The organism is Nocardiopsis sp. TSRI0078, assembly GCF_001905145.1.
In the GTDB taxonomy this organism is placed as follows: domain Bacteria; phylum Actinomycetota; class Actinomycetes; order Streptosporangiales; family Streptosporangiaceae; genus Nocardiopsis.
This window is the reverse complement of sequence record NZ_LWLB01000008.1, coordinates 118,947-144,152: the sequence shown is the minus strand read 5'-3', so window position 1 is coordinate 144,152 and position 25,206 is coordinate 118,947. Positions and strand designations below refer to the sequence as shown.

General features: G+C 74.3%; 24 protein-coding genes. 19 read left to right on the top strand and 5 right to left on the bottom strand.

Annotated elements, in window-relative coordinates:
* Nucleotides 1–10: 10 nt before the first annotated feature.
* Nucleotides 11–643, bottom strand: coding sequence for a TetR/AcrR family transcriptional regulator (locus tag A6A08_RS09195; protein WP_199866886.1), 633 nt, complete (start codon nucleotides 641–643; stop codon nucleotides 11–13).
* A gap of 66 nt (nucleotides 644–709) precedes the next feature.
* On the opposite strand from A6A08_RS09195, the gene A6A08_RS09190 reads away from it, so the two are divergent.
* The 9 genes from A6A08_RS09190 (at nucleotide 710) to A6A08_RS09155 (ending at nucleotide 10,368) form a co-directional block, all read left to right on the top strand.
* Nucleotides 710–1,936 (top strand): amidohydrolase family protein, encoded by a 1,227-nt coding sequence (locus A6A08_RS09190; RefSeq protein ID WP_073702116.1) that lies wholly within the window; start codon nucleotides 710–712, stop codon nucleotides 1,934–1,936.
* Nucleotides 1,933–2,658 carry a hypothetical protein gene (locus A6A08_RS09185; RefSeq protein ID WP_073702115.1) on the top strand — a complete coding sequence of 242 codons (726 nt, stop codon included), beginning with the start codon at nucleotides 1,933–1,935 and terminating at the stop codon, nucleotides 2,656–2,658. Before A6A08_RS09190 ends, A6A08_RS09185 begins: the two co-directional genes overlap by 4 nt.
* 173 nt (nucleotides 2,659–2,831) lie before the next feature.
* Nucleotides 2,832–3,545 (top strand): ABC transporter ATP-binding protein, encoded by a 714-nt coding sequence (locus tag A6A08_RS09180; protein ID WP_073702114.1) that lies wholly within the window; start codon nucleotides 2,832–2,834, stop codon nucleotides 3,543–3,545.
* Entirely contained in the window at nucleotides 3,542–5,404 is a 1,863-nt protein-coding gene (locus tag A6A08_RS09175) for a hypothetical protein (protein WP_242422200.1), read from the top strand. Before A6A08_RS09180 ends, A6A08_RS09175 begins: the two co-directional genes overlap by 4 nt.
* A complete protein-coding gene (locus A6A08_RS28700; protein WP_242422198.1) occupies nucleotides 5,350–5,721 on the top strand; it encodes a hypothetical protein in 372 nt (123 codons plus the stop codon). The genes A6A08_RS09175 and A6A08_RS28700 overlap by 55 nt, the downstream gene beginning before the upstream one ends.
* 521 nt (nucleotides 5,722–6,242) lie before the next feature.
* Nucleotides 6,243–6,815, top strand: a complete 573-nt coding sequence (locus A6A08_RS09170; RefSeq protein WP_073702113.1) for a GNAT family N-acetyltransferase — start codon at nucleotides 6,243–6,245, stop codon at nucleotides 6,813–6,815.
* A gap of 485 nt (nucleotides 6,816–7,300) precedes the next feature.
* Nucleotides 7,301–7,465 (top strand): 50S ribosomal protein L33, encoded by a 165-nt coding sequence (gene rpmG / locus A6A08_RS09165; RefSeq protein ID WP_073702112.1) that lies wholly within the window; start codon nucleotides 7,301–7,303, stop codon nucleotides 7,463–7,465.
* Between the two features lie 67 nt (nucleotides 7,466–7,532).
* Nucleotides 7,533–7,781 carry a type B 50S ribosomal protein L31 gene (locus A6A08_RS09160; protein ID WP_073702111.1) on the top strand — a complete coding sequence of 83 codons (249 nt, stop codon included), beginning with the start codon at nucleotides 7,533–7,535 and terminating at the stop codon, nucleotides 7,779–7,781.
* A gap of 205 nt (nucleotides 7,782–7,986) precedes the next feature.
* Entirely contained in the window at nucleotides 7,987–10,368 is a 2,382-nt protein-coding gene (locus A6A08_RS09155) for a lysylphosphatidylglycerol synthase transmembrane domain-containing protein (protein WP_073702110.1), read from the top strand.
* A gap of 15 nt (nucleotides 10,369–10,383) precedes the next feature.
* Here A6A08_RS09155 and A6A08_RS09150 read toward each other — a convergent pair whose 3' ends face one another.
* Complete coding sequence (locus A6A08_RS09150) at nucleotides 10,384–10,842, bottom strand: hypothetical protein (protein ID WP_073702109.1); 459 nt, start codon at nucleotides 10,840–10,842, stop codon at nucleotides 10,384–10,386.
* A gap of 167 nt (nucleotides 10,843–11,009) precedes the next feature.
* Here A6A08_RS09150 and A6A08_RS09145 point away from each other — a divergent pair, with 167 nt between their 5' ends.
* A complete protein-coding gene (locus A6A08_RS09145; protein ID WP_073702108.1) occupies nucleotides 11,010–11,762 on the top strand; it encodes a class I SAM-dependent methyltransferase in 753 nt (250 codons plus the stop codon).
* A 28-nt stretch (nucleotides 11,763–11,790) separates the two neighbouring features.
* Here A6A08_RS09145 and A6A08_RS09140 read toward each other — a convergent pair whose 3' ends face one another.
* From A6A08_RS09140 to A6A08_RS09130, 3 genes are all read right to left on the bottom strand, one after another.
* Complete coding sequence (locus A6A08_RS09140) at nucleotides 11,791–12,612, bottom strand: SigB/SigF/SigG family RNA polymerase sigma factor (protein WP_073702107.1); 822 nt, start codon at nucleotides 12,610–12,612, stop codon at nucleotides 11,791–11,793.
* Between the two features lie 364 nt (nucleotides 12,613–12,976).
* Nucleotides 12,977–13,972 (bottom strand): glycosyltransferase family 9 protein, encoded by a 996-nt coding sequence (locus A6A08_RS09135; protein WP_242422237.1) that lies wholly within the window; start codon nucleotides 13,970–13,972, stop codon nucleotides 12,977–12,979.
* A gap of 70 nt (nucleotides 13,973–14,042) precedes the next feature.
* Complete coding sequence (locus A6A08_RS09130; RefSeq protein WP_073702105.1) at nucleotides 14,043–14,462, bottom strand: CBS domain-containing protein; 420 nt, start codon at nucleotides 14,460–14,462, stop codon at nucleotides 14,043–14,045.
* A 378-nt stretch (nucleotides 14,463–14,840) separates the two neighbouring features.
* Between A6A08_RS09130 and A6A08_RS09125 the strand changes: the two genes are divergently transcribed.
* The 9 genes from A6A08_RS09125 to A6A08_RS09085 all read left to right on the top strand — a co-directional run bounded on the left by A6A08_RS09125 (nucleotide 14,841) and on the right by A6A08_RS09085 (nucleotide 25,197).
* Nucleotides 14,841–16,499 (top strand): carbamoyltransferase C-terminal domain-containing protein, encoded by a 1,659-nt coding sequence (locus A6A08_RS09125; protein ID WP_073702104.1) that lies wholly within the window; start codon nucleotides 14,841–14,843, stop codon nucleotides 16,497–16,499.
* Nucleotides 16,496–17,992, top strand: a complete 1,497-nt coding sequence (locus A6A08_RS09120; protein ID WP_073702103.1) for an HAD-IIIA family hydrolase — start codon at nucleotides 16,496–16,498, stop codon at nucleotides 17,990–17,992. The genes A6A08_RS09125 and A6A08_RS09120 overlap by 4 nt, the downstream gene beginning before the upstream one ends.
* Nucleotides 17,989–19,005 (top strand): glycosyltransferase family 9 protein, encoded by a 1,017-nt coding sequence (locus A6A08_RS09115; RefSeq protein ID WP_073702102.1) that lies wholly within the window; start codon nucleotides 17,989–17,991, stop codon nucleotides 19,003–19,005. Before A6A08_RS09120 ends, A6A08_RS09115 begins: the two co-directional genes overlap by 4 nt.
* Nucleotides 19,002–20,069 carry a glycosyltransferase gene (locus A6A08_RS09110; protein WP_073702101.1) on the top strand — a complete coding sequence of 356 codons (1,068 nt, stop codon included), beginning with the start codon at nucleotides 19,002–19,004 and terminating at the stop codon, nucleotides 20,067–20,069. Before A6A08_RS09115 ends, A6A08_RS09110 begins: the two co-directional genes overlap by 4 nt.
* Nucleotides 20,066–21,325 (top strand): glycosyltransferase, encoded by a 1,260-nt coding sequence (locus A6A08_RS09105; RefSeq protein ID WP_073702100.1) that lies wholly within the window; start codon nucleotides 20,066–20,068, stop codon nucleotides 21,323–21,325. Before A6A08_RS09110 ends, A6A08_RS09105 begins: the two co-directional genes overlap by 4 nt.
* Nucleotides 21,325–21,915: an SIS domain-containing protein gene (locus tag A6A08_RS09100; RefSeq protein ID WP_073702099.1), complete on the top strand. Its 591-nt coding sequence runs from the start codon at nucleotides 21,325–21,327 to the stop codon at nucleotides 21,913–21,915. Before A6A08_RS09105 ends, A6A08_RS09100 begins: the two co-directional genes overlap by 1 nt.
* A gap of 53 nt (nucleotides 21,916–21,968) precedes the next feature.
* Nucleotides 21,969–23,291, top strand: coding sequence for a D-glycero-beta-D-manno-heptose 1-phosphate adenylyltransferase (gene rfaE2, locus A6A08_RS09095; protein WP_143181727.1), 1,323 nt, complete (start codon nucleotides 21,969–21,971; stop codon nucleotides 23,289–23,291).
* A gap of 88 nt (nucleotides 23,292–23,379) precedes the next feature.
* Entirely contained in the window at nucleotides 23,380–24,066 is a 687-nt protein-coding gene (locus tag A6A08_RS09090; protein WP_073702097.1) for an SDR family oxidoreductase, read from the top strand.
* A 138-nt stretch (nucleotides 24,067–24,204) separates the two neighbouring features.
* The gene (locus tag A6A08_RS09085; RefSeq protein ID WP_073702096.1) at nucleotides 24,205–25,197 is read left to right on the top strand and encodes a UDP-glucuronic acid decarboxylase family protein; all 993 of its coding nucleotides are present in this window, start codon (nucleotides 24,205–24,207) and stop codon (nucleotides 25,195–25,197) included.
* The last annotated feature ends 9 nt before the right edge of the window (nucleotides 25,198–25,206 follow it).

Genomic DNA, 25,206 nt, shown 5'->3' with positions numbered 1-25,206 from the left:
GCCGTCCCGCTCACCGCGAGGGTGCCCGGCCGGTCGCGGCGGCCGCGAACAGGCGGGCCAGCTCCCGGGCGTAGGCCTCGTGCTCCCCGGCCGGCCTGCGACGCAGCCTGTGGGGCGCTGAGCCCAGGGCGGCGAAGAGGGTGTCGGTGAACACCTCCGGGTCGAAGTCCCGGAACTCCCCGTGGCGCTGCCCCTCGGTGAGGAACCCGACCAGCTCGGCGCGCCCGGAGGCCTCGTTCTCGGTGATCCACCCGCGGACGGCGGGCGGCACCGCGGCACCGATGATCTCCTGGCGCGCGGCCATCTCCTCCGGGTGCTGCGAGCAGTACCTGACGTGGCCGGCGACGATGCGGTGCAGCCCGTCCTCGAACCCGGCCAGCGGCTCGGGCCCTCCCTCCATGGCGCGGTCCAAACGTGTGTGGACATGCTCCAGCACCTGCCGTATCAGGCGCTCCTTGGTCTTGAAGTGATAGGTGATCAGGCCCGGGCTGACCGAGGCCCGCGCGGCTATGCGCACGAAGGACGCGCGCGCGTAGCCCTCCTCGGCGATGGTCGCGATCGCCGCCGCGACGATCTGGCGGCGGCGGGCCTCCTCGATGAAGGACCGCTGTCCTCCCCCGTCTCCACTATCGGCTGGTTGCATGTACAGAATCCTATATGCTCAACTAGGAAGTGGTCGACCACCGAAGAACACCCCCGAGAGGCCGCCATGAAAGACCACGCGATCGCCCTGACCGGGGCCACGGTCCTCGTCGGTGAGGACCTGGAGCCGCACGGGGACGCCGTCGTCGTGGTCGGGCACGGCCGCGTCACCGCGGTCGGCCCCGGTGCGCCGGTGCCGCCCCGCGCCCGGGTCCTGGACCTCGCGGGGCACACCGTCCTCCCCGGACTGGTCGACGCCCACGTCCACCTCGGTGCTCCCGAGACCGGGAGGGGAGAAGGGCCGCCCGGTCCACTGGCCCGGGCCGGGGCGGTGGCCGACTGGCTCCGCTTCCAGCCGCGCAAGAGACGCGGCTTCCTCCGCCACGGGGTCACCACGGCGTGCAGCCTGGGCGACGAGAACGCCTGGGTCCACGACTTCCGGCGCAGGGCCGCCGACGGCACGCTGACCGGTCCCCGCCTGCTGATCGCCGGACCGCTCTTCACCGCTCCCGGAGGACACCCGGTCGCCACCGTCGGCGCCGCGCCCGGCGACGACTGGGTCCGCGTGCCCCGCGGTCCGGACGAGGCCCGCGCGCAGGTGGCGGCGCTCGTCACGGGGAAGGACCCCGTCGATCTGGTCAAGGTCGTGCACGACCGGGGCGACCCCCGCCGCCGGAGCCTGGAGCCGCTCGACCCGGGCGTCCTGGCCGCGATCGTGGACGAGGCCCACCTCCAGGACACACCGGTCGCCGCCCACTGGGGGAACCTGACCGACCTGGAGGAACTGCTGGAGGCCGGCGTCGACCACCTCCACCACCTCGAAGCGCGCGGACCCCTCGACGGGTGGCCGCAGGACCTGCTCTCGGAGGCGGTGCGGCGCGGCGTCACCCTCACCCCGACCCTGGCCGTCACCGAGGCCGTCGGCGACCCCCGCACCGCGGCGGTCCTGCGCGAGCGGGCCGGGGAGTTCGCCGACGCGGGAGGCACGCTCCTCGCGGGCAGCGACGCCGGGATGCCCTCGGTGCGCGCCGGCTCCGGGCTGCTCCGTGAGATCGAACTGCTCACCGCCTGCGGCCTGGCCCCGCGACGGGCACTGGTCGCGGCCACCTCGGCGCCCGCCCGCGCGCTGGGCGCCCTCCACGTCGGCGCGGTCGTCCCCGGGCGCGCCGCCGACCTCGTCGCCGTCCGCGGAGACCCGCTGGCCGACCTCGGTGCTCTGCGCCGGGTGGGAGTGGTGCTGCGCGGGGGGCGCGTCGTGGTCGACCGGATCCGGAACAGGAAGAGGACACGATGAACACCCACCGACCGCCGTCCGTCGTCCGCGAGGGCAGGACCACGCATGTGTTCCTGTGGACGTTCTTCCCCCTGCTCGGTGCCGGGCTCGGCTGGACACTGTCCCGGGTGCCGGGCTGGCTCGCCCACGTGCCCGCGTGGGTCCACCAGCTCCCGTTCGTCCCCGGAGAGGAGCAGACCGCCCTCCTGGCCCGGTTGGACGGGCCGGTCCTCACCGTCGTCCTGGTCGTCCTCGGGGTCCTGGCGGGCGGTTTCGTCGCCCTCTCCTCCTATGACGACATGGTGGCCGTCGAGGCGGCCGAGGACGGGGTGCGCATCACCCGCTCGGGCAGGACCACGACGTTCGAACGCGCGCGGGTGCGCGCGGTCTTCCTGGACGGCCGGGAGCTGGTCCTCCTCGGGCCGGACACCGCCGAGCTCGCCCGGGAGCGGACCGACCACGGCGGGAAGCGGCTCCGCGCCGCGTTCGAGGCGCACGGCTACCCCTGGCACGACGGCGATCCGCACCGGGAGGAGTTCCAGCGCTGGGTCGACGGGATGCCGGGCCTGGAACAGCACGCCCAGGCCGTCCTGCGGGCCCGTCAGGCCGCGCTGCGGGACAAGGACGCCGACGACAGCGCTGAACTGCGCGCGGAGCTCGCACGCCTGGGTGTCGTCGTACGGGAGGAGGGCGGGCGCCAGTACTGGCGCCCGGTCCGCGACGGATCCCCCTCACAGGGGTGAGTCCGCTGGGCCCGCGACCTCGGTGGTCCGGGCCCAGGGTGCCCGGTTCGGTGGCGCCCGGCGCCTGTCCGGTGGTTCGGCCGCACGCGAAGCCGCCTTCGGCCCTTGAGGGACGCGCCGCCCCAGCGCCTCGTCCGCAGTTTCGTGAGAAGACCCCGCTCGGAGAAGAACACATGCCGCACGGCACCGACGCACCGGCCCCGCACCGCGCCTCCGAGGAGGTGCCACCGCTGCGACTCAGCGGGGTCAGCTACACGGTCGCAGGCCGCCTCCTGCTGGACGAGGTGGAACTGAGTGCCCGCCGCGGCACCTCGACCGTGGTCACCGGCCCCAGCGGCAGCGGCAAAAGCACCCTGCTGGCCTGCGTCATGGGACTGTCGGCACCCACATCCGGAAGCATCCGCGTCGCCGGACGCGAGATCACCCGGATGCGCCGCAGGGAACTGGCCGCGGTACGCAGCCGCGACATCGGCATGGTGTTCCAGGACGGTGAACTGCTGCCCGAACTCACCCCGGTGGACAACGTCGCCCTGGCCGGGCTGCTCGCCGGACTCGGCGCCGAGGAGGCCGTCGAGCGGGCCCGCACCCTGCTCGCCGACCTGGACGTCACCACCGCCGCCGAGACCACCGGCGAACTCTCGGGAGGTGAGCACCAGCGCACCGCCGTGGCCCGGGCACTGATCACCGATCCCTCGCTGCTGCTGGCGGACGAGCCGACCGGCGCGCTGGACCCCGACAACCGCGACAAGGTCGCCGACCTGTTGTTCGCCCTGCCCGCCCAGCGCGGGTGCGCGCTGGTGGTGGTCACCCACGACCGGGACCTGTCCGAGCGCAGCGATCACGTGTTCCACCTGCGGGAAGGACGCCTGAGCGAGGTGGGGCGATGAGCCGCGACAGCGCACCGAGCCTGACCGGGCAGCTGCTGACACTGGGGCGGACCCGCACCGGAGGCGTGTCCCAGCGCACCCGCCAGATCGTGCTCACCATCGCCACGGCCGCCCTCACGGCCGTGCTGCTGGGCCTGGCCGTGATCGCGGCGACCTTCGACGGACGCGACCTGCGCGACGCCATGCGCCAGCCCATCATCGTTGCTTCGCCCGAGCGGGCCACGGCCTGGTGGGGGGAGAGCCCCGACCACGCGGGGCGGTGGCAGCACTCGGTGGTCTACCTCGACCCCATCGACCCCGCCGCGCCCCCGCCGCCGGGTCTGGACTCCTGGCCTGGCCCGGGACAGGTGTACCTGTCTCCCGCGCTGGCGGACACCGGTCCCGGGGTCCGGGACCGCTACGGCGAGTACGCCGGGACCATCGGACCGCAGGGGCTGCTCTCCCCGACCGAGCGCCTGGCCTATGTGGGGATGCCTGAGGACGCCGCGGTCCCCGACGGATGGATGTATCCGATCGCCGGGTTCGGCCCGCCGGGCATCTTCCCCTTCGGGGAGAAGATCACCCTCACCCCCGCGGCCCAGGATCTCATGATCGCGGTCTACCTGGTGTTCGTGGTCCTGCCCGCGGGTGGGTTGTTCGTCGTGGCCGCACGGTTCGCCGCGGCCGGGCGCGACCGGCGCGCCGCCCTGCTGAACGCGCTGGGCGCGCGCACCCGCCACCAGTTCCTGGCCGGTCTGTCCTCCTGTCTGCCGGCGATCCTGGCCGGTACCGCCCTCGGCTCTGCGATGGCCGTGCCCGTGTTGCTGGCCGACGTGACGGTGCCCGGGATCGACTACATCGTGCGCGCGGCTGACGTCCGGCGCATGTGGTGGTTCCTTGCGGTCGCGGTGGCCGTCGCGGCCGTCTCGGCCGCGTTGGGCTACGCCGCCCTGCACGCCCGCCGGGCCCAACGCGGCACCACCCGGCCGCGCCCGGCCACCGATCGCGTCGCGACCTGGAAGATCGCCCTGTTCGCGCTGTTCACCGTCGTTACCTCGGCGGCCGCCCTCATCCCCCCGGGCAGCCCCTGGACGATACCCGTCTACGCGGCTGGGCTCCTGGGAGCGTTGGCCTTCGCGCCCTCGGCGCTGGCGGCCCTGCTGGCCTGGGTCGGGGCCGCGGCGGCCCATCGGGGCCTGCGCACCGGTCGCCCCACCTGGATCGTGGCCGGCCGCTGGTGCCAGCACCGCCCCGGGGTCCTGGCCCGCCTGGTCGCCCCGGTGGTCATCGGCGTGGTCACGTTGGTCAACATGCACTACTTCCTCGCCTCGGAGACCCTGACCTCGGTGCAGGCCCGCCAGACCGACGAACGCCTGGCCGACAGCGCCCTGAGCGTGTCGGCACACGACCTGACCGCCCAGCGCGTCATGGAGGCGGCCCGGGCCCTGCCCGAGCGGGCGCGCCTCATGGCCGTCGACACCGCCGACGAGGGAGAGGGCCCCACCGTGCTGCGGGCCCCCTGCTCCACCCTGCGTTCCCTACAGCTGGACTGCCCCCAACAGCCCACACCGGTGGAGCCGGGAACCGGCGACATCCGCGTCACCACACTCGTCGACTGGCAGGCCGGCAGCGACGTGCGGATCCAGGCCTCCCCGGCCCCACCCGCCGAGGGAAGCGTGGAACAACTGGCCGTGCTCTCACCCCGGGAGGACCCCCTCACCCTCGCCGAGGTCCGCAACACCCTCCACCCCGTGCTGGGGCCCACCACCGGGGTCGACCGGCCGGCCTCACTGGAGATGACCCCGGCCAACGCGCGCCTGTCGCAGTGGGTGTGCTCCTGGGCGGTTACGGCCTGGCTCTGTTGGCCACCGCCGGGCTGATCAGCGCGGGCGGGCACATCGCGGAGGCGGCACGCTCCACAGCCCCGTTGAGCGTGCTCACCGGCCGCAGCCGCTGGCACCTGGGTATCGCGCTGGGCTTCCTCACCGCTCCCATGGCCCTCGCGGCGATCCTGTCCGCGGCGCTGAGCCTGCCGCTGGGCACGGTCATCCAGCAGAACCGCCAGGTCCCGGCCGCCCCACCCGACACCCTGGCCGCCATCACCCTGGGCGCCCTCGCCCTAGCGCTCGCGGCCGGACTGGCGGCGGGGACGGCCTCGGCCCGGACGGCCGCGACATGGCGCCCCGGCAGGTGGTGAACCGTCGAGGACCCGGTGATCGTGCGTGCGGCGGCAGCCCTCAACGACGCACGGCCACAGGACTCCCCCGGGGATACCACTGAGGAAGAGCACGGTAGGGCAGATTCAGCCGTGTGGAAATGCTGTGGTCGGCCATAGGTCGATCATGTGCTTTTCCGTGCCGTCACGGGGGCGCATGGTCTGCTGTTCCTGCTCGAACGAGCATTCTTCGCCGTCGTTCTCATCCCATGGGGCATCTGCGAGTGAACTTGCTTCCTCGCGTCCCGCGTGACGGAGGAAACCACCGCATTCACCGCCCATGGGGGGTTCCGCAATGCCTGACGTGGTGCCCCGTCCGACCTGCTCTCAGATGCGCGTGCTCCGTGGAGGACGCCGGCCGGGACCCGCCTGAGGGCTCCCTACGGTCCCTGCGGCCCGGGTTCCGGCCCCCGCCCCATGACCGGGTGTCCCGCGCGAAGGGGCATCGGCGGCGTGCCGTCCGCACGTTGCCGGTGTGACGGGACGGCGTCGATACTGGGCCCGTGACCCCCTCCGCGCTCCCGCCATGGCCGGTGACACCGCCGGCGCACGGCCGTGTCGTGCTTCGCCGGCCGAGTGTGGCGGACACCCCGATGGTCCGCGAGCTGTCGACCGACCCGTACGTCCCGATGACCGGGTCCCTGACTCCGAACGCCTCGCCCGCCGAGGCACTGGCCTGGGTACACCGGCAGCACGACCGGTACACGGCGGGAGCGGGCCTGTCGTTCACGGTCGCCGACGCCCGCACGGGCGCCGCGCTGGGCACCTGCGGACTCTGGCTGCACAACCTCGCCGTGGGCCGGGCCACGGTCGGGTACTCGGTGGCTCCCTCCTCCCGGGGGCGCGGGGTCGCGGCCGACGCCCTGTCCGCGCTGACGGCCTTCGGCTGGAAGGTACCGGAGCTGTTCCGGATCGAGGCCTACATCGAGCCGTGGAACGCCGCGTCCGTGCGGACGGCCGAGCGTGTGGGCTATGTCCGCGAGGGACTGTTGCGCAGTCACCAGCCGATCGGCGGCCGGCGGCGCGACATGCTGCTCTACGCGACCGTGCGCACCGTGCACGGCGACCCGCCATGACGGCGCGCGCATGGGAACACCGAGGTAGGCGGCGGCCCGGAGTCAGTGCGGTGACCGCGAAGGTGCACCGGCCCGCCCCATGAGCCGCGATCTTGTACCTATAGCGAGTTTGGGCGCTCAACCTCGCTCTAGGTACAAGATCATCCGGGGGTGGAGCACTCCAGGCACCGGCAACGTATTCGGTCAGTCCGCCAGGGGAGGGGAGGGGCGGCTCCGCGCCCGGGGCCGGCCGCGCGGCTCCCGGTGTCGGCCGAAAGGGCACGGGGTAGGCCTGTGAACAGGCCAACGTCACGCCCGCCGGTGTGTCGAGTCGACACCGTCCCGGGTCGACGTGGTGTGGTGGTCGCGCGTACGGCGGGCCGTGGGCCCGTGCTCCGGAGCCTCCCCGGGTGCGGCGCACTCCCTCGCCGGCCTTCGACCGGCCAGATCAGGAATGAAAACGGTTATCATCGACTTGTCACGTGTGGAACCCGGAGGAGGCATCCATGGCACGTAACGAGACCCGACCGATCATCAAGCTCAGGTCGACCGCCGGCACCGGCCACACCTACGTCACCCGCAAGAACCGGCGCAACACGCCCGACCGGCTCACCCTGCGCAAGTACGACCCGAGCATCCGCCGGCACGTCGACTTCCGCGAGGAGCGCTGAGCGGTACTCATCGACCGCGGGGCCCGCCACCGGGCCCCTCCACCGACCGACTTCCACAGGGGGACACATGAAGCCCGGAATCCACCCCGACTACCACCCGGTCGTCTTCCGCGACCGCGCGGGTGACTTCGCCATCCTCACCAGGTCCACCGCCACCAGCGACAAGACCATCGAGTGGAGCGACGGCAACACCTACCCGCTGATCGACGTCGAGATCTCCAGCGCCAGCCACCCCTTCTACACGGGCCAGACCCGCGTGGTGGACACCGCGGGCCGCGTGGAGCGCTTCCAGCGCCGCTACCAGCGCAAGCGCTGAGCGGTCGGAACCGACGGCGGGGCCGGGTGCCCCGCCACCCGGCCCGCACCGGAGGAAGAGCCCGGCGGTGGGCGCCGCCACGTGCCGGAACCCGCCCGTTTCCCGCGCGCGGTGGCGCACCCGGTGCCGTGCGGCCGGTCCCGGTCGCGCGAAACGCCCCCGCCCCTGGCCCCCCGGCCCCCGTCGATCGGGCACTCTGGGGGACGTGACACCCCGAACCGACGAAGCTCCCTCCCAGACCCCCCGCACCGCGCGGGCCCCGCGCAGGCCCGTGGACCTCCTGGTGGGCGCGGTCGGCCTGCTCGTGGTGGCGGCGATCATGGCCGCCGTCCAGCTCGCCACCGGAGACGTGGAGGCCACCGACCCCGACCGGCTCCGCGCGCTGCTGCCCACCGGCCTGTTCCTGCTCGCCGCCGTGGGCGCCAACCTGCTGCTCATCGTCCTGGTCAGCTACGTCGTCCTGCGGGTCCTGCTCACCGCGGGGCCGCGGCCGCTGGCCCGGCCGGTCACCGCCGGGATCGCCGCCTACACCCTCGCCTCGCTGGTCAACGCCACCCTCATAGCCCTGATCGGCCCGGAACGGCTCCCCGACGTGCTCGCACCCGACGACGTCTTCACCAGCGCCGCCCTGGGCTACGTGGCCGCCGTCCTCGCCTTCGCCCGCACCATGCCCGCCGGCATGCCCCGGGTCCGCTCCGCTCTGTGGGCCGGCAGCACCACCGTCGCCGTCTGCGCGCTCCTGGCCGGGGTCGCCAGCCTCCTCGCCCTCGCCCTGACCGTCCTGGTCGGCCTCACCTGCGCGGCCCTGGTCCGCTACGCCCTCGGGGAGAGACCGCCGCCCCGGGCCGACGGACGCCTGCACGAAGAACTGCGGCGGTTCGGCGTGAGCGCCACCGACGTGGTCCGCGCGGACGACGACGCGGAGGGCAACCCCCGCTACCTGGCCGAACTCGACGACGGGCGCAGGGGGGAGCTCATCGTGCTCAGCTCGGAGAGCACCACCGGGTTCTGGCGGCGCCTGCGCGACCTGCTCTTCCTGCGCGGCCCCGTGGCGCCCCGGATACTCTACGGCGTGCGCCGCCGCGCCGAGCACGCCGCGCTGATGAGCTTCTCCGCCCGCCAGGCCGGGGTCACCGTTCCCCGTGTCCTGGCCGTCGGTGAGCTCGGCCCCGGTACCGTCCTGCTGGTCCGTGAGCTGCCGGCCTTCCGCGCCCTGGACGAGTTGGAGGACGAGGAGCTCACCGATGAACTGCTCGACCTGTGCTGGGACGAGCTCGGACTGCTGCACCGGTACCGGCTGGCGCACGGCAACCTCAACGGCGCCACCGTCGGCGTCATGGGCCGTCCCCCCGAACGGGCGGTCTTCACCGGCCTGGACCGGGGCGCGGTGGCCGCCCCCCAGCTCCAGACCGCGCTGGACCAGGCCGCCATGGTCACCCTGCTGGCGATGCGGGTGGGGGCGGAGCGGGCCGTGGACTCCGCGGTACGCGCGCTGGGGGTTCCGGCCACCGCCGCGGTCCTGCCGTTCCTGCAGCCCGCGGGCCTGCCCTACGCGCTGCGCGCGAGCCTGCGCGGGGACCGGGGGCTCCTCGGGCGGCTGCGCGAGTGCGTGGTGGGCATCGCCCCGGAGGCGCCCTCCGAACCGGCGCGCCTGGAACGGATGCGGCCGCGCACCATCGTCAGCGTGATCGTCGTGACCGCCGTCGGCCTGGTGCTCCTGTACCAGCTCACCGGGGTGGATTTCAGCACCATCGGCCAGGCCGACCCCGGGTGGGCGGCGGCCGCCGTCGTGGCGTCCGTGGTGTGCACGCTCTCCGCCGCGATGATCCTCATCGGCTTCGTTCCCGTGCCGCTGCCGTGGTGGCGCACCGTCATGGTCCAGTACGCGGGCTCGTTCGTGCGCATCGCCGCGCCCGCCGGGCTGGGGTCGATCGCGATCAACACGCGGTTCGTCACCAAGGCGGGGGCGCCCGCCTCGCTGGCCCTGTCTGCGGTGGGCCTCACCCAGCTGGTCGGATTCATGGTGCACGTGCCGCTGCTGCTGGTGTGCGCCTACCTCACCGGCACCTCGTACTGGACGGGGTTCACGCCGTCCCCGACCGTCGTGGTGATCAGCATCGCCGGAACGGCCGCTGTGGGCATGACCCTGCTGGTCCCCCGACTGAGGTGGGCCGTCGCCGACCGGGTCCGGCCCTACCTGCGCGGAGTGCTGCCCCGGCTGCTGGACATGCTGCAGAGCCCGTCCAGCCTGGCGCTGGGCCTCGGGGGGACGCTGCTGCTGACCGTGGCGTTCGTGCTGTGCCTGCACTTCTCGGTGCTGGCTTTCGCCGACCCGGGGACCCGGGTGAGCCTGGTGGCGGTCGCGGTGGTCTTCCTGGCGGGCAACGCGATCGGCTCGGCGGCTCCCACGCCGGGCGGCCTGGGAGCGGTGGAGGCGGCCATGATCGGCGGTATGACCGCCGTGGTCGGCGTCCCCGCGGCCGTCGCGCTGCCCGCGGTGCTGCTGTTCCGGCTGCTGACCTTCTGGCTTCCGGTGCTGCCCGGCTGGGGCGCCTTCTCCTACCTGCAGCGCCGCGAGGCCATCTGAGCGGGTACGCCGCCGTCAGGACGCGCGGGACCGGGGGCGCACGGCCCTGTCGACCCCCCAGGCGACGAGACCGGTGACGGCGCCGACGACCGCGCCGGTGACCAGGCTGCTGACCACGGCGAAGCCACGGACGACGACCGTGTGCACGACGGACGGCAGGTCGCCGAGGTTGCCGCCCAGCGTCGGCGGGTTCCCGTCCCAGGAGATGTTCCACAGCAACTGGTGGCCCAGCGCGAGGAGGACCCCGTGGAACAGGCCGACCACCAGCAGCGTCAGGAACGGGTTCGGTACCCGCGCCAGGACGGCCGCGGCCACCCACACGAGCGGCGGGACGAACACGAACAGGGCGTTGACGAACGTGCCCTCCTGGATGAGGTCGAGGTCGTGCAGTACCACGCGGGGTACTGCGAGCAGGGCCAGCCCGACCAGGGCGGTCCACGGCAGGCCGAGAGCGGGGCGGTTCTGTGCGGTCATGCCCCCGACGCTACGGACACCGGCCCCCGGCGGGCGTCCGCGTCCGGTCTCGACCGTGTACGTCCGAACGCGTCACCGGTGTCGCCCCGTGTCGTCCATCCGGTTGGGAGAGCCCCGTGCGGTCCCGAGAATGGTCGGGACCCACGGAACCGTGAAGGGGGAGGCCCATGCGTGACTTCGACGACCTGGTGGACGAGGCCGTGCGGCGCCCGGTCTCGGGATGGGACTTCCGCTTCCTGGACGGCCGGATGGTCGAGGAACCGCTGCCCTGGTCCTATGGTGACCGCGCCCGGGAACTCGTACGCGCGGCACCTGGTCCGGTCCTGGACCTGGGCACCGGGGGAGGCGAGTTCCTCTCCGGCCTGGCTCCGCTGCCTCCCGGCTCCCGGGCCACCGAGGGCTGGCCGCCGAACGTCCCCGTCGCGCGCGGCAGGCTGTCGCCCCTGGGGGTGGAGGTGGTCGAGCCGGGTCCCGGCGGAAGCCTGCCCCTGCCCCCGGGCCGGTTCGGTGTGGTGCTCGACCGCCACGAGGCCTACGACCCCGGGGAGGTCCGGCGGGTCCTCGCGCCCGGCGGGGTCTTCGCCAACCAGCAGGTCGGCGGTAACGACGGCTACGAGCTCAGCGCCCTCCTGGAGGGGCCTCCGCCCGACCGGGACGCGCGCTGGGACCTGGACGCGGCCGTCACGGGGCTGGAGGAGGCGGGTCTGACCGTCACCCGCACCCGGCAGGCCAGGGCGCTGCGCCGCTTCCTCGACGTCGGTGCGCTCGTGTTCTACCTGCGCATGGTCCCGTGGCAGGTACCCGGCTTCGACGCCCACACCTACCGCGAAGCGCTCCGGCGACTGCACGGTGGGCTGGTGCGGGGCAGGCCCCTGACCTGCACCGTGCACCGCTTCTTCACCGAGGCCGCACGGGACTGAACGGCGGCGTCGGGGGCGGTCGGCCGGGTCAGGAGCCGCCGTCCCCGCGCGCCGGGTCCGGGACGACCTCCCTGCGCAGCTGGTCCAGGACCCCCGCGAGCAGCCGGGACACGTGCATCTGGGAGTAGCCCAGCGCCTCGGCGATCTCGGACTGGGTGTGGTCGCCGAAGAACCTCAGCATGAGGATCCTGCGCTCCCGCTCGGGCAGGCGCGCCAGGGCGGGCTTGATCGACTCGCGTTCGACCACCCGCTCCAGGGCCTCGTCCTCGCTGCCCAGGTGGTCCTCCAGCGGGACGCTCGCCCCCCGGCCGGAGCCCGAGGCGTCGGGCGCGTCCAGGGACAGGGAGCGGTAGGCGGCCGAGACCTGGGTCAGCTCGCGTACCTCGGCCTCGGAGATCCCCATCGCCCCGGCGAGCTCCGCGGTCGTGGGCGTGCGCGCGTGGGTCTGCTGGAACTCGCCGGTGACGCGCCTGAGCTGGCTGCGGTTCTCCTGGTGCCGCCGCGGTACGCGCACGGCCCAGGTGTGGTCGCGGAAGTGGCGCTTGATCTCCCCGGTGACCGTGGGCAGCAGATAGGAGATGAACGGCTTCCCGCGGTCGGGGTCGTAGCCGTGGATGGCCTTGACCAGCCCGAGCATGGCCGTCTGCTTCAGGTCCTCGTAGGGTTCGCCCCTGCCGTCGTAGCGGCGGGCGATCCGCTGCACCAGTGGACGGTACAGGTCCATCACGCGCTCGCACAGCACGATGGCGCGCGGGTCCTGGCTCGACAGTGCCTTCAGGGCCGCCAGGAGCTCCTCCGCCGAGGCGGAGGAGGTCGAGGAGGCATCCACGGCTTCGGTGTTGGCGGACACTAAGACCTCACTCGTCGATGGACTTCGCTGAGGCCCGGGGCCGGTTTCGTCCGCGTCGTCGCGTGATGTCCGGTCGCCCTCCGGCACGCGGTGTCCACGGGTGTGTTCGTGTGGACGGCGCTGGAGGGCGGCGGCTTCGGCGGCCTGCCCGGCGGACGCGGCTTCGGGGCCGGTGGTACGCAGCGTGTACGTGCCCATGAGTACGGTTCCGAAAAGCGCGGGACCACGACTTGGAGGAAGCTTGTCCGGGTGTTGGGGGACCCGGGACCGGGACGGTCCGCACCTGCGGCCGGCGGGGGACCGGAGCGTGCGGAGAGTGCGCCACGCCTCCCGCCGGGAGGCGTGGCGCACTCTCCACGAGGAATCAGGGTTCGCCGGCAGCCCGTCGTTCGTGGACCCCCCGCCCGTTCGCGCGGTCGGCGGCCGCAGCGGTCGCGGTGTCGCACGCGGCGAGGACCTCGTCGACGCCGATGGCCGCCAGGCCCGGGTCCAGCGTCGTGGCGTGCGGGTCGCCGAGCCGCCCGGACCACAGGCACACATGGAGGTCCCGGTCCACCCGGGGGCCCCACAGCCTCGGGGACACGGGCCCGAAGAGGCGTACCGACGGAGTGCCGTAGGCGGTGGCCAGGTGGCCGACACCGGTGTCCCCGCACACCACCAGCCGGGCCTCGGCGACCAGGCGCGCCAGCAGGTCCAGGGAGGTACGCCCGGCCAGGACGGCCCTGGGCCCGAGCCCCGCGGCCTCGGCCACCCGTTCGGCCAGGGCCGCCTCGCGCTCCGATCCGGTCACCAGTACGCGCAGCCCCGAGGCCGCCAGGTGCCCGGCCACACGCGCGAAGCGCTCCGCGGGCCACCGGCGCGACTCCGAGGCCGCTCCGGGATGGACGACGGCGGTGTCCCCCGTGACCACCGCGTTCTTCTGTCCGGGCCCGTCCGACCACTCCGGCGGACGCGGCCACCTCAGGTCGTCCGGATCGGCCGCCACACCGTGCAGGCGCAGCAGGCGGCACCAGACCTCGGCGTCGTGGACCCCCTGCGGCCACTCGGGGCCGGGCCACTCCGGTGCGGACGGATGCCCGTGGGTCCACAGCCGTTCCGGCCCCAGGGAGGCCAGGGCCGCCGTGCTCTGCGGCCCCCTGCCGTGCAGGTTGACCGCCAGGTCGGGGGCGGAGGCCCCGTCCGGGACGCACAGCGGCGCGGTCGGCAGGACCTCCCAGCGCAGCCCGGCCAGCGCGACCAGGCGCCGGTACCACGAGGGGCCCGCCAGGATCCGGTGCCACGAGGGCAGTGCCCCCTCCAGCGCGCGCAGCGCGGGGACGGCGGTGGCGAAGTCACCGAGCCCCAGTGCCCGCGACACCAGCAGGGAAGGCCCGCTCCCGCCCGGGCCTCCTCGGCCGGGCGGGAGCGGGAGCACGTCCCCGGCGGGACGCTCAGCGGTTGGGGTCGGCGGCGCTGACATCGGACAGAGCGGAGTCCTCGTCGACGGCACGTGCCAGATCCCCCATGCTCACGACACCCACGACACGGTCGTCGTCCACCACCGGGAGGCGGCGCACGGCGCTGGTGCGCATGATGTGCACCGCGTCGGAGATACCGCTCTGGGGCGGCACCGTGGCCAACTCGGAACTGCAGATGTCCGAGGCGGTGTGCTGCTCGGGGTCACCGCCCTCGGCCACGCAGCGCACGACGATGTCGCGGTCGGTCAGGATGCCCATGATCCTGTTGTCCTGGGTCACGACCACGTCGCCCACGTCGGAGTCGCGCATGATCTCCGCGGCCTCGCGCAGCGACGTGTCCGGTGAGACGGTGCGGACCGGGGTGCTCATCACCTCGTCGATGCTTCGCGGCATGGCCTGCTCCTTTCTGCCGGTTTCTGCCTCGGTCGTGTCCCTGCGGGCGGTCCCGCGCCCGGGAGGCGGCCTCGCCGGTGCGGGCGAGGGAGCCCGGAACACTCCTCGGCCTCACCCGTCCCATAGCCCGCATCCACCGGGGCAAACATGGTGTTCCACCGCATGTCAACGGGGTGTCGGCTCCTGCACACGCGTTCGGTGTCGGCGGGCCGTTCACGCGTCCGGTGCCGACGGCCGGTCCCCGTCCCCGTGCCCATTGCCGGGGCAGGTGGGACGCGTGTGCCTGCTTCCGCCCCATGTTTAGTCGTCGCTTCGACTGGTAGTCGAGTGAGTGCGCTCAGCGTACGAGTGCACGGACTTGTCCAGGAGGGAGCGGTCATGAGAATCCTCGGTGTCAACGCCGTCTTCCACGATCCGGCGGCGGCGCTCGTCGTGGACGGTCACACCGTCGCGGCGGCCGAGGAGGAGAGGTTCTCCCGGCGTAAGCACGGCAAGGAGGCGGTCCCCTTCTCGGCCTGGGAACTGCCGGTGCAGTCGATGCGCTGGTGCCTGGAGCACGCGGGCCTGCGCCCGGCCGATCTGGACGCGGTCACCTACTCCTACGACCCCGCCCTGTCCGACCCCGAGGGGCCCGGACAGGACCGCGGCTGGGAGCGGCTGCGCACGTTCTACGTCGAGCGCGCGCCGCACTTCCTCGCCACCGCCCTGCCGGGCCTGGACCCGGCCAAGGTCAGCTACGTACCCCACCACGTCGCCCACGCGGCCTCCACCGGGCTCGCGGCCCCTGCCGGGGCCGGGAGCGGCGAGTGCGCGGTGTTCGTGGCCGACGGGCGCGGCGAGAGCACCTCGCACCTGGCGGGCGTCTACACCGGAGGGCGCCTGGAGGTCCTGGCCCGTCAGCCGCTGCCCGAGTCTTTGGGCCTGGTCTACGAGGAGCTCACCGAGCACGTGGGCTTCCACCGCTCCAGCGACGAGTACAAGGTGATGGCCCTGGCCTCCTACGGCGAGCCCACCATGCTCGACCGGCTGCGCGAGCGCATCCGCTACGAGGGCGACGGGCTGGTCCGGGCCTCCGGCGTGGACTGGAGCTCCTTCGCCGAGCGGTGCGTGCCCGGCCAGGAGCCCGCCAAGGAGCACGCCAACCTCGCCGCCAGTGTGCAGGCCGCCATGGAGGAGGCGCTCCTGGGGGTGCTCGGCTGGCTGCACGAGCGGACCGGGAGCCCGCACCTGACGATGGCGGGAGGGGTGGCGCTCAACTGCGTCGCCAACAGCCGCATCGCCCGCGAGAGCCCCTTCGAGAAGGTGTGGGTCCAGCCCGCCTCCGGAGACGCGGGCACCGCGCTGGGCGGCGCACTGCACCTGGCCTCGCTGGTGGAGGACCACGTCGCGCCCATGCCCGGCGCCGACCTGGGCCGCTCCTGGGACGAGGACGAGCTGTGGCACCTGCTGCGCGAGGCCGACGTGGAGTTCGAGCGCCCCGACGACCTGGCCGACACCGTGGCCGAGGCCCTGGAGGGCGACGCCCTGGTGGCCTGGTTCCAGGGCCGCTCGGAGTACGGGCCCCGCGCCCTGGGGCACCGCTCCCTGCTCGCCAACCCCGCCAACTCCGGCAACCTCGAACGGCTCAACCGGGTCAAGGGCCGCGAGCAGTTCCGGCCCGTCGCGCCGATGGTGGCCGAGCGCAGGGCACCGGAGATCTTCTCCGGCGGCCCCCTGCCCAGCCCCTACATGCTCTTCGTCCACGACGTGCACCCCGACTGGCGCGACCGCATACCCGCTGTGGTCCACGTGGACGGCACCGCCCGGGTCCAGACCGTCTCACCCTCCGACGACCCGCTCACCTCGCGCCTGCTGGAGCGCTTCGAGGCGCGCAGCGGCCTGCCCGTGCTGGTCAACACCAGCCTGAACACCGCCGGACGCCCCATGGTCGACTCGCCGCGCGACGCGCTGGAGTGCTTCGGCTCGGCGCCCGTGGACGTCCTGGCGATCGGACCGTTCGTCGTCCGCCGCCACCCGAGGGAGAGGGTGTACCGATGAGCGCGCCCCGCTACGCGGTCGTCGTGCCCACCGTGGGGCGCCGGACGCTGCCCCGCGTGCTGAGGCCCCTGCTCGACGCGCCGTCCGAGGCGGCGCCCGAGGAGATCGTCGTCGCCGACGACCGGCCCCTGACGGAGACCGGGCCCCTGCCCGGCACCGACCACGCCCGGGTGCGCGTCCTGCGTACCGGGGGCGGCGGCCCCGCCTCCGCACGCCAGGCCGGATGGCACTCCTGCCGCAGCGAGTGGATCGCCTTCCTGGACGACGACGTCGCCCCGCCCGACGACTGGCCGGAGCGCCTGTGCGCGGACCTGGCCTCCCTGCCCCCCGAGACGGGGGCGAGCCAGGGGCGCATCATCGTGCCCGACCCCGAGGGACGTGCTCCCACGGACGCCGAACGCGCCACCCTGGCCCTGGAGGGCGCCCGGTGGATCACCGCCGACATGGCCTACCGCAGGAGCGCGCTGGAGGCGGTCGGCGGATTCGACACGCGTTTCCCGCGCGCCTACCGGGAGGACACCGACCTGGCCCTGCGGGTCATGGACGCCGGATACGCCCTGGTCCGGGGCGAGCGCGAGTGCGTGCACCCGCTGCGCGGCGGCGGCCGCTGGTCCAGCCTCCCCGCCCAGCGCGGCAACGCCGACAACGCCCTGATGGACCGCCTGCACGGCCGCGGCTGGCGCGACCGGGTCGGCGAGGGGCCCGGCGGTCTGCGCGGGCACGTCGTGACCACGGCCGCGCTCGCGGCCGCGGCCGGGGCCGCGCTGGCCGGGCACCGCAGGACGGCCACCGCACTCGGCGCCCTGTGGGCGGCGCGCACCGCCGCCTTCGCCGGGCGGCGTGTCCTCGGCGGTCCCGCCACCGCCGCCGAGGTCGCCGACATGGCGGTGACCAGCGTGCTCATCCCGCCGCTGGCCTGCTGGCAGCGGCTGCGCGGCGAGGTCCGCCACGCCGGGGCGCGCCCGGCCACCGGTGTCCGGGCGATCCTGTTCGACAGGGACGGCACCCTGGTCGAGGACGTCCCCTACAACGGCGACCCCGACAAGGTCCGGCCCACGCCCGCCGCCGCGCGGGCACTGGACCTGGCGCGCCGCGCCGGACTCGCCGTCGGGGTGGTGAGCAACCAGTCCGGGATCGCCCGCGGCCTGCTTATCCCCGACCAGGTGGAGGCGGTCAACCGGCGCGTGGACGAACTGCTCGGCCCCTTCGACGTCTGGCAGGTGTGCCCGCACGGCGAGGAGGACGGCTGCCGGTGCCGCAAGCCCGAACCCGGCATGGTCCACTCCGCCGCCGCCGAACTGGGGCTGTTCGCCTCCCAGTGCGCGCTGGTCGGCGACATCGGGGCCGACGTCGACGCCGCCCGCGCCGCGGGCGCGCGCGGGGTGCTCGTGCCCACCGCGGCGACCCTGGACGCGGAGCGCCGGGCCGCCCCCGAGACCGTACCCGACCTGGAGGCCGCCGTCCTGCGCCTCCTGGGAGGGGGCGCTCCGTGAGCGGTGGCACCGTGCTCGTGGCACGACTGGACAGCATGGGCGACGTCCTGCTGTCGGGGCCGGCGGTACGAGCCGTCGCCCACGGCGCCGACCGGGTGGTCTACCTGGCCGGTCCCCGGGGAGCCGAGGCCGCCGCGCTGCTGCCGGGCGTGGACGAGGTCATGACCTGGTGCGCCCCCTGGATCGCCGCCGACCCGCCTCCGGTGGACCGCGAGGAGGTCACCGGCCTCGTGGAGCGCCTGTCCCGCGTCGGCGCGGACGCCGCCGTTCTGCTGACCTCCTTCCACCAGTCGGCCCTGCCGCTGGCCCTGATCCTGCGCATGGCCGGGGTGGCGCGGATCTGCGCCGTCAGCGAGGACTACCCGGGCAGCCTGCTCGACGTACGCCACCACGTGGCCCACGGCATCCCCGAGGCCGAGCGGATGCTGTCCCTGGCCGAGGCCGCCGGGTACCCGCCCGCGGCCGGCGAGACCGGGCGCCTGGACGTACGCCGTCCGCTGCCCGACACCCGGGAGCTGACCGGGCCGGACGGGTACGCGGTGGTCCACGTCGGCGCGGACGCGCCCTCCAGGGAGCTGCCGCCGGAGCTGGCCGCCGAGACCGTCGCCGCGCTCGCCGGGCGCGGACACCGGGTCCTGGTCACCGGCTCGGCGGGTGAGGCGGACCTGGCCGGGAAGGTCGCCGCGCGCGGCGGCACGGACCTGGCCGGGCGCACCACCGTCGCCGAACTGGCCGACCTGCTCGACCGCGCCGCCGTCCTGGTCTCGGGCAACACCGGCCCCGCGCACCTGGCCGCAGCGGTCGGCACGCCCGTGGTCTCGCTCTTCTCCCCGGTCGTGCCCGCCTCCGCATGGGCCCCCTACGGCACACCGGTGCGGATCCTGGGCGACCAGCGGGCTCCCTGCGCCGACACGCGGGCCCGGACCTGTCCCGTGCCCGGGCACCCCTGCCTGAACTCCGTGTCCTCCGACGACGTCCTGACCGCCGTCGACGAACTCCTGGGGGAGCGATGACCGTCCACCACCCGACGCCGAGCCCGGCCCCGACCGCCGAGGTCGGGACGGCTCCGGCCGACATGTCCCAGGGCGAGGCCCGGACGCCCCGGCGCGTCCTGCGGATCCTGCTCTGGCACGTCCACGGATCGTGGACGACCGCGTTCGTCCACGGCGGGCACACCTGCCTGCTGCCGGTGACCCCCGACCGGGGGCCGGACGGGCGGGGCCGCGCACGGACGTGGGACTGGCCCCGCAACGCCGTGGACACGCCCTGGGAGCAGATACGCGGGAGCGAACCCGACCTGGTCATCCTCCAGCGCCCGCACGAGATCGCCCTGGCCGAGAGGCTCCTGGGCCGCACCCTCGGCAGGGACGTGCCCGCTGTCTACGTCGAGCACAACACCCCCCGCGACGACGTGCCGGTCACCCGCCACCCCGTGGCCGACCGCGACGACATCCCCGTCGTCCACGTCACCCACTTCAACGACCTGTTCTGGGACTGCGGGCGCGCCCCCACCCGGGTGGTCGAGCACGGCGTGCCCGACCCCGGGTACCGCTACACCGGCGAGATCGACCGCGCGGGCGTGGTGCTCAACGAGCCCCTGCGCCGCTGGCGCTTCACCGGCACCGACCTGCTCCCCGCGCTCGCCGAGCGGGTGCCCCTGGACCTGTTCGGCATGGGCGTGGCCGGGGTCCCCGACCACTTCGGGCTGCCGGCCTCGCGGCTGCGCGCCCACGAGGACCTGCCCCAGGGCGCCATGCACGACCAGCTCGCCCGCCGCCGCGCCTACGCGCACCCCCTGCGGTGGACCTCGCTCGGCCTCTCCCTCATCGAGGCCATGATGCTCGGCCTCCCCGTCGCCGTCCTGGGAACCACCGAGGCGCACGAGGCCGTACCACCGGAGGCGGGCACCGTCTCGACCGACCCCCGAGTACTCGCGGAGGCACTGCACGCGTTCCATGAGGACCGCGACCTCGCCCTCCGCACAGGCAGGGCCGCACGCGCGGCGGCCCTGCGCCGCTACGGGCTCACCAGGTTCCTCGACGACTGGGACCGGGTGCTACAGGAGGTGACGTCATGAGGATCGCCATGGTCTCCGAACACGCCAGCCCGCTGGCGGCGATCAGCGGAGAGGACGCGGGCGGCCAGAACGTCCACGTGGCCGAGCTGGCCGCGGCGCTCGCCGCGCGCGGACACGAGGTGGCCGTCTACACGCGCCGCACCGACGCCGAGAAACCCGACACCGTGTCCATGGGGCCGGGAGTGCGGGTGGAGCACGTGCGCGCCGGACCGGCGGCCCCGATCAGCAAGGACGAGCTGCCCCGGTACATGCCCGAGTTCGCGCAGCGGCTGCGGGCGGCCTGGCGGATCCACAGGCCCGACGTCGTCCACGCCCACTTCTGGATGAGCGGTTTCGCCTCACTGCGCGCGGCCAACACCCTGGGCCTGCCGGTCCTCCAGACCTTCCACGCCCTGGGCACCGTCAAGCACCGCCACCAGGGCTCGGACGACACCAGCCCCGTCGAGCGCATCCCGACCGAGCGCGCCGTGGCCGGCCAGTGCGACATGGTCGTGGCCACCTCCACCGACGAGCGCCGCGAACTCGGTGAGTGGGGCGTCCCGCCCGAGCGCGTCGCGGTCGTGCCCTGCGGTGTGGACACCTCCCGCTTCACCCCGGAGGGACCCGCCGCCGCGCGCGGCGACCGTCCGCGCCTGCTCAGCCTGGGCCGCCTGGTCAGGCGCAAGGGCGTGGACACCGTGATCCGCGCGCTGGCCGAGGTGCCCGACGCCGAACTGGTCATCGCGGGGGGCGCCGACCTGGACCGCCTGTGGACCCAGCCCGAGGCGGTGCGATTGCGCATGGTCGCCGAGCGCATGGGCGTCGACGACCGGGTCCGCTTCCTGGGGTGCGTGGACCGCTACGAGGTCCCCGCCCTGCTCAGGTCGGTCGACGTGGCCGTCAACGTGCCCTGGTACGAGCCCTTCGGGATCTCCACCGTCGAGGCGATGGCCTGCGGCGCCCCCGTGGTGGCCTCACGCGTGGGCGGCCACGTGGACACCGTCGTGCACGGGGAGACCGGCCTGCTCGTGCCGCCCCGGTCGCCCAAGCGGTTGGGTCGCGCCGTGCGCTGGCTGCTCTCCGACGAGGAGGCCAGGTCCTCCTTCGCCGACGCTGCGGCTGAGCGCGCCCGGGAGCACTACTCCTGGGCGGAGGTGGCCCGGCGTACCGAGGAGTGCTACCTGCACGTGACCGGCACGGCCGTGGCCGGCGTTCCGGCGCCCCGCACGGTCAGCAGCACGCCGGTCGGCACCACGGCCTGGGGAGGTGAGGAGTGATGCACGCGCACCTGAGGCGGCTCAGCTCCGCCTTGGACGACACCGACGCGGCCCTCGTCGAGGAGTGGGGCGGCCGCGCCGCGCGGGCCCTGAGCGGCGGGCAGCGCCTGTTCGCCTGCGGCAACGGCGGCAGCGCGGCCGAGGCCCAGCACCTGACGGCCGAGCTGACCGGGCGCTTCGAGGACGAACGCGCACCCCTGTCGGCCATCGCGCTGCACGCGGAGACCTCCAGCGTCACCGCCATCGCCAACGACTACGGGTACCGCCAGGTCTACGCGCGCCAGCTGCGCGCACACGCCCGGCCCGGCGACCTGCTGGTGTGCATGTCCACCAGCGGCAACAGTGAGAACGTCGTCGCCGCGGCCAAGGCCGCGCACGAACTCGGCGTCACCTGCTGGTCGATGACCGGTCCGGGCCCCAGCGCCCTGGAGTCGCTCAGTGACGAGACGGTCGCGGTCCCCGCGCCGAGCACCTCGACCGTGCAGGAGGTCCACCTGGCGCTCGTCCACGTGTTCTGCGCCGCGGTGGACCGGGAGCTGGCGGCGCGCGAGCACGGGGTGTTCGTCCCGGCGCGGAGGGCCGCCACGTGAGCGCCGCCGAAGGACCCGTGGTGGTGGTCGGCGACGCCCTGCTCGACGTGGACATGCGGGGCGTGTCACGGCGCGACTGCCCCGACGCGCCCGCGCCCGTGCTGGAGGGGACCGAGACCTGGTACCGGCCGGGCGGCGCGGCCCTGGCCGCTCTGTGCGCCCGCGAGGGCGGCCGTGAGGTGGTCCTGGTGACCGCCGTGGGCCGCGACGCGGCCGCCGACGACCTGGCCGCCCTCCTGGACGGGGAGGTCGCCCTCGTGGGCATGCCCCTGATGGAGCGCACGCCCACCAAGACCCGGGTCCAGGCCAACGGGCGCACGGTGGCCCGTCTGGACGAGGGATGCGACGGCGTGGAGGAGACCGCGTCCGGCGCCGCGGTGGCGCGGGCCCTGGCGGACGCCTCGGCCGTGCTGGTGGCCGACTACGGGCACGGACTCACCCGCCAGAGCGCCGTGCGCGAGGCCCTGGCCGCGTGCGCGGACCGCGTCCCGCTCGTGTGGGACCCGCATCCGCGCGGTGCGGCGCCCCTGCCCGGAGCGCACCTGGCCACGCCCAACGCGGTCGAGGCCCAGGTGTCGGAGGACGGGGGCGAGCGGGCCCTGCATCGGGCCGGCGAACTGGCCGGAGTGTGGGGGACGCGCTCCGTGGCCGTCACCCTCGGCGCGCACGGGGCCGCATGGGCCGGCGGGGCCGGGGAGTACGCCCTGGTGCCGGGCGAGCCCGTGGACGCGCCGGAGGACACCTGCGGGGCGGGCGACGCCTTCGCCGCGGCGTGCGCCACGGCACTGGCCGACGGAGCTCACGTGCGCGACGCCGTCCGCCACGGGGTCGGCTCGGCGTCGGCCTTCGTGGCCCGGGGCGGCGCCTCGGCCCACACCCGCCCGCGTCCCGGCGCGCCCGCCCCGCGCACGCCCGCTCCGCGGAACGCGGTCGGCGGACGGGGCGAGCGGGTCGTGGCCACCGGCGGCTGCTTCGACGTCCTGCACGCGGGCCACGTCGACCTGCTGCGGCGGGCCCGGGCCCTGGGGGACCGCCTCGTGGTGCTGCTCAACAGCGACGCCTCCGTGCGGGCGCTCAAGGGTCCCGGCAGGCCCGTCGTCGGCGAACGCGACCGCGCCCGGGTGCTGTCCGCGCTCGACTGCGTGGACGAGGTCGTCGTGTTCGGGGAGGAGACGCCCGAACGCGCCCTGGAGGAACTGCGGCCCGACGTGTGGGTCAAGGGCGGCGACTACGACGTGGAGGAGCTGCCGGAGACACCCGTCGTACGGCGGGCCGGGGGAGAGGTGGTCACCGTGCCGCTCCTGCCCGGCCACTCCACGACCGGGCTGATCACCCGCATACGCGGTCGGGGCCGCGACAACGTGCCCATCCGCTAGACGGCCGGTTCCGCGCCGACCGCCCACAGACCACCGGCTCCGAGCCGGTCACCACAGACGAGTACCGACATGAGGAAACGGGGGAGATATGCGTCCACTCGGAAACACGCTGATCACCGGAGGCGCTTCGGGCCTGGGAGCCGCCACGGCCGAGGCCGTGGCCGCCGAGGGCGGGCACCCGATCATCCTCGACAGGCAGCACCCCGGCAACGACCTGCCCTTCGAGCAGGTGGACCTGGCCGACCGCGAGGCGGTCGAACACGCCGTCCAGCAGGTCGTCGTCCAGCACGGGCGCATCGACGCCCTGGTCAACGCGGCCGGGACCGACGCCTGCGGCACGCTCACGGACGTGTCCGCCGACGACTGGGAGCGGGTCGTCCAGGTCAACCTGCTCGGCACCGCCGCCGTGACCCGCGCGGCCCTGCCGCACCTGCGCTCCTCCGAGGGCACGATCGTCAACTGCGCCTCCACCCTCGGCCTGCGCGCGCTCAGCGACGCCACCGCCTACTGCGCCTCCAAGTTCGGGGTCGTGGGCTTCACCCGGGCTCTGGCCGCCGAACTCGCCGGCCAGGTCGGGGTGACGCTCCTGGTTCCCGGAGGCATGAGCACGTCCTTCTTCGACGGCAGGCCCGACCAGTACAAGCCCGGCCCCGACGCCAAGCTCAACGCGCCCGAGGACGTGGCCCGCTCGGTGGTGTTCGCGCTGCGCCAGCCGCCCGGCTGCGAGGTGCGCGAGCTGGTCGTCTGCCCCTCGCAGGAGCCGTCCTGGCCCTAGGCGGTTCCGGCTGCTCCGCTCCGGCCACGTGTCCGGGCGCCGCCGGAAGCCCGGCGGCGCCCGGACACGCCCCGCCGACCCAGCCCTCCAACAACAGACCCAGGCAAGTGGTGAGACCCTCCGAGGAGGTGGGCGACGATGCGTGAACCCGCGTCGAGAGGAAAGGCCCTGGTCACCGGTGGTGCCGGATTCATCGGCTCCCATCTGTGCGAACGGTTGCTGGAGAGGGGCACACACGTGGTGTGCCTGGACAACTTCGCCACCGGCCGCGCGGAGAACGTGGGGCATCTGGCCGGGCACCCGCGATTCGAACTGAGGGAGGCCGACCTCACCGAACCGCTCGCACTGGACGAACCCGTGGACACGGTGTTCCACCTGGCCTCGGCCGCCTCGCCGCCGGACTACCTGCGCCTTCCGGTGGAGACGCTGGAGGTGGGCAGCCTGGGCACCCGCAACGTCCTGGCACTGGCCGAGGAGTACGGCGCGCGCCTGGTCCTGGCCTCCACCAGCGAGGTCTACGGAGACCCGCTGGAGTACCCGCAGCGCGAGACCTACTGGGGCAACGTCAACCCGGTCGGCCCGCGCAGCGTCTACGACGAGGCCAAGCGCTACGCCGAGTCCCTGACGATGGCCCACCACCGGGCGCGCGGGGCGGACGTGGGGATCGCACGCATCTTCAACTGCTACGGGCCGCGCATGCGCGCCGACGACGGCCGGATGGTGCCCACCTTCGTCACCCAGGCGCTGGAGGGCCGGCCCCTGACCGTGGCCGGCGACGGCCACCAGACACGGTCGCTGTGCTACGTGGAGGACACCGTGCTGGGCCTGCTCGCCCTGGCCGACAGCAAGGCGACGGGTCCGATCAACATCGGCAGCGACGAGGAGCTGTCCGTGCTGAGCCTGGCCCGCATCGTCCTGAACGTCACCGGCGCGCGGGAGGGGATCACGTTCGTCGAGCGCCCGGAGGACGATCCGCGCTTCCGGCGACCCGACATCCGCCTGGCCGACGAGGTGCTGAACTGGCGTCCGCGCATACGCCTGGAGGAGGGTCTGCGGCGCACCGTCGCCTACTTCGTGGAACAGCGCTCCCGCTACGACGGCCTCGCGGAGGGGGCCACACCCGCCAACTGAGGCGGCCGG

Bases quoted from the DNA above. Each gene is read 5' to 3' on its own strand.
- A6A08_RS09195 (WP_199866886.1), bottom strand. From the start codon at position 643: ATGCAACCAGCCGATAGTGGAGACGGGGGAGGACAGCGGTCCTTCATC.
- A6A08_RS09190 (WP_073702116.1), top strand. From the start codon at position 710: ATGAAAGACCACGCGATCGCCCTGACCGGGGCCACGGTCCTCGTCGGT.
- A6A08_RS09185 (WP_073702115.1), top strand. From the start codon at position 1,933: ATGAACACCCACCGACCGCCGTCCGTCGTCCGCGAGGGCAGGACCACG.
- A6A08_RS09180 (WP_073702114.1), top strand. From the start codon at position 2,832: ATGCCGCACGGCACCGACGCACCGGCCCCGCACCGCGCCTCCGAGGAG.
- A6A08_RS09175 (WP_242422200.1), top strand. From the start codon at position 3,542: ATGAGCCGCGACAGCGCACCGAGCCTGACCGGGCAGCTGCTGACACTG.
- rpmG (WP_073702112.1), top strand. From the start codon at position 7,301: ATGGCACGTAACGAGACCCGACCGATCATCAAGCTCAGGTCGACCGCC.
- A6A08_RS09160 (WP_073702111.1), top strand. From the start codon at position 7,533: ATGAAGCCCGGAATCCACCCCGACTACCACCCGGTCGTCTTCCGCGAC.
- A6A08_RS09150 (WP_073702109.1), bottom strand. From the start codon at position 10,842: ATGACCGCACAGAACCGCCCCGCTCTCGGCCTGCCGTGGACCGCCCTG.
- A6A08_RS09145 (WP_073702108.1), top strand. From the start codon at position 11,010: ATGCGTGACTTCGACGACCTGGTGGACGAGGCCGTGCGGCGCCCGGTC.
- A6A08_RS09130 (WP_073702105.1), bottom strand. From the start codon at position 14,462: ATGCCGCGAAGCATCGACGAGGTGATGAGCACCCCGGTCCGCACCGTC.
- A6A08_RS09125 (WP_073702104.1), top strand. From the start codon at position 14,841: ATGAGAATCCTCGGTGTCAACGCCGTCTTCCACGATCCGGCGGCGGCG.
- A6A08_RS09120 (WP_073702103.1), top strand. From the start codon at position 16,496: ATGAGCGCGCCCCGCTACGCGGTCGTCGTGCCCACCGTGGGGCGCCGG.
- A6A08_RS09110 (WP_073702101.1), top strand. From the start codon at position 19,002: ATGACCGTCCACCACCCGACGCCGAGCCCGGCCCCGACCGCCGAGGTC.
- A6A08_RS09105 (WP_073702100.1), top strand. From the start codon at position 20,066: ATGAGGATCGCCATGGTCTCCGAACACGCCAGCCCGCTGGCGGCGATC.
- A6A08_RS09100 (WP_073702099.1), top strand. From the start codon at position 21,325: ATGCACGCGCACCTGAGGCGGCTCAGCTCCGCCTTGGACGACACCGAC.
- rfaE2 (WP_143181727.1), top strand. From the start codon at position 21,969: ATGCGGGGCGTGTCACGGCGCGACTGCCCCGACGCGCCCGCGCCCGTG.
- A6A08_RS09090 (WP_073702097.1), top strand. From the start codon at position 23,380: ATGCGTCCACTCGGAAACACGCTGATCACCGGAGGCGCTTCGGGCCTG.
- A6A08_RS09085 (WP_073702096.1), top strand. From the start codon at position 24,205: ATGCGTGAACCCGCGTCGAGAGGAAAGGCCCTGGTCACCGGTGGTGCC.